This window comes from uncultured Coprobacter sp. (assembly GCF_947855755.1).
In the GTDB taxonomy this organism is placed as follows: Bacteria; Bacteroidota; Bacteroidia; order Bacteroidales; family Coprobacteraceae; genus Coprobacter.
On the sequence record NZ_CANUAR010000059.1, the window covers coordinates 1 to 2,810 of the forward strand.

Genomic DNA, 2,810 nt, shown 5'->3' on the forward strand with positions numbered 1-2,810 from the left:
GTTCTTTTAGCAAAAGCGGCATCGACCAAGACGGTTCAACGCAGGGTCAAAGATAATAACACCCTGACAGAGAACGGCGCGATTAAATTTACGCAAAAGGAGATCAGCACAATGCCTGACGATATCAAAAAGTTATTCGTCTATAACAACAATGTCATCCATTACCGCTACTATCGCGGAATGTATCAGGTACGGTTTCATCGAAATGGATATAAAATCGAAGTAGCCTCCAAAGATTTCGACGTCATGAAAAGCAAATTCTTTGCAGCTCTTTTAGAACAGACAGAGCATAAACCATCAGTTATGCCCATAATGAAAGACTTCCTTGTGCAATGGCTTGCCGAGAAAAAACCGACTTTGAAAGAGGGAACGTACAAAAGCTATGAAAACCTGATAAACGCGGAAATAATTCCCAACTTCGGCGAAAAGCACATCGACCGAATTACGCACAAAGAAATACAGGATTACTTGTTCCGCGTTGTAGAGCAGGGAAAAAACAGGACGGCGCAAAAGGTAAAACAACTGCTTGGTGCTGTATTTGCACTTGCGGTAGAGGATTATGAGTTCAAAAATCCTATGACCAAAATCATACTGCCGCATTATGAGGTAAAAAAAGGCTCTCCCCTGACAAAGGAAGAAGAAAAGAAACTCATAGAATTCTGCAAAACAAACACGAGCTTAAAAGGGATCCATGGTTTACTTGTGCTTCTTTATACCGGAATGCGCGTGGGGGAACGGAATACCATGCAGCTCGAGACGGTAAATGGATATACATATATATCCTGCGAAACAGAAAAAATCCGGCACGGCTATGCGGCTGTCAGGCGAAAGATCCCGATTTCCCCCATGTTTCGCAAAATATGGGATATGATCGATTTTAACTTGGCAAAATCCATTTCCAAAGAAGCTCTGAAAGATACTCTTAAACGCATTTTCCCTGACAGACATCTGCACGAGCTGCGCTACACCTTTATCAGCCGTTGCAAAGAATGTGGCTGCAATTTGGAGCTTGTCATGCTTTGGGACGGTCATGAATTTGATAAAGACGTCCGCACATCGAAGGTCGATCGAGGATATACGCAATACGCAGATGAAGTTTACTTCGGTGATATTGAAAAAGTAGAATATGAACTGTAAAGAGAAAGGCTGCCCGGCAAGATCGCTTGGCAGCCTTTTTTCATGCGTTATTTTTTATAATGCGGAAGGTTTCTATCAGATGCATGATTTCTGCTTTTTCCAAATCGGACAATGCAAACCATTGATCTAAAACTTCCTTCTCTTCAACAGATAGCTGATACGAGGTTGCTCCACAGAAAAATTGCTCCAAAGAGATACCCATCGCATCGCATATTCTTACAACGTTTCCAAGAGAGGGCGTTGCACCGATTTTGAACCAATCGTAAATAGCATTTGTCGAAATACCGGTCTGCGCCGACAATTCATAGCACGTCCATTTCTTCTTGTCCATCAGTTCTTTAATACGTTCAGTCAAATTGACCATGTTTCACCTCATCGAATGGCTTCAAACGCGGCAATCACTTGACGAACAGCGGATTTTTCCAAAGCAGATAACGCTCGCCATTCCATCAAAAACTTCAAGGTGTCTGAATCCGTAGAGCTTGTTCCAAGCCCGTGAAAGAACTGTTCGACCGATATTCCGAACACTTCACATATCCGCTCGACATTCGATAAGGTCGGCATTGCATCGGTCTTATTCCAGTGATATACCGTGTTTGCGGATACGCCTATCTTTTGTGCAAGTTCATTTTGGCTCATGCCGGCTTTCGTCCGCAGTTCATTGATGCGCTGAACGATACTATTCATAACAAACCTCACATTACATCCATATAGTTCCGCTTGTTATCGGACTATAACTTTATTGTAATAGAGGTGGTTTGTGAATATAAAGTGGTCTATTTCTAATAGAATATATGTTTACTTGTGTTTTCGACAAAGGCACATACGGTTCGACAAGACTCGACGGATAGAATATTTGAAATGATAGAATAAAACTGATATACTATTAGAAGAAGAACGACATAGGAGAACATTATGAACGTTGAGGGCATTGTACATGACGAGGTCGATAGGAAAATCCTGTCGGTGATATTTTCTTTGGAAATGCAGGTGATGTTTAACGGCTATGCTTTGGAAAACATCGTATTACATAATTGTGTTCCGGGGGCCTCAATTCCTTATGAACAGTATATTGACTCCCTTGGATTAAAAGGCCATGAAAACTTTATGGTACGCGCGGCAATGTCCGGCAGGATGATCGATCAAGAAGAAAAGATCATTGACAGACCCGTGGAGGAATACTATAAAGAATTTTACAATGAGCAGGTCAGTCGTATTTTTGAAAATGCTCCAAAACGAAAAGGCGCCGACGAGGAGACATCTATAACCTCTTTTAAGTACGGCCTAAAAGAATATCTGGAAGAATTATATCCCATATTTGTAGAGATCCTGAGCATGAATGTGCGCCCGACTTTTTTTGAATTGCTCGCAGAGCTTACAGAAAAATCGAAACGCGTGTATAACATCGCCATGATGACCAAATTCATTTCCGCCATAAAAATAAAAAAACTGCGACAAGGCAGTCGCGTTGACAGATACATCAATAAGATCATATATCGTTCCGTTTATCTGGAGCGTCTGATCAAACCATATAAAGGGCATTACCTTTTGGCAAACAGCAACACGGAAAGTTTAGATTACAAGCTGGCGTTGCTATCTTGCTTCATGTTCTGCACTTCGGAAAACGAAAAGTTGTTTGAACTGAAAATCAAACGATGGGAAGAAAGGAAAAG

At 41.4% G+C, this 2,810-nt stretch carries 4 protein-coding genes; 2 read left to right on the top strand and 2 right to left on the bottom strand.

Annotated elements, in window-relative coordinates; genetic code table 11:
• Positions 1–1,137: site-specific integrase (locus Q0093_RS14805; protein ID WP_297932023.1), on the top strand; the 1,137-nt coding region annotated here is incomplete at its 5' end.
• A gap of 40 nt (positions 1,138–1,177) precedes the next feature.
• On the opposite strand, the gene Q0093_RS14810 is transcribed toward Q0093_RS14805, so the two are convergent.
• Together Q0093_RS14810 and Q0093_RS14815 are read right to left on the bottom strand one after the other, a co-directional pair.
• On the bottom strand, positions 1,178–1,501 hold the full coding sequence (locus tag Q0093_RS14810) for a helix-turn-helix transcriptional regulator (protein ID WP_297932025.1): 324 nt from the start codon (positions 1,499–1,501) through the stop codon (positions 1,178–1,180).
• 8 nt (positions 1,502–1,509) lie between these two features.
• Positions 1,510–1,824 carry a helix-turn-helix transcriptional regulator gene (locus tag Q0093_RS14815; protein ID WP_297932027.1) on the bottom strand — a complete coding sequence of 105 codons (315 nt, stop codon included), beginning with the start codon at positions 1,822–1,824 and terminating at the stop codon, positions 1,510–1,512.
• 228 nt (positions 1,825–2,052) lie between these two features.
• On the opposite strand from Q0093_RS14815, the gene Q0093_RS14820 reads away from it, so the two are divergent.
• A partial coding sequence (locus Q0093_RS14820) for a hypothetical protein (protein ID WP_297932029.1) occupies positions 2,053–2,810 on the top strand: 758 nt, incomplete at its 3' end.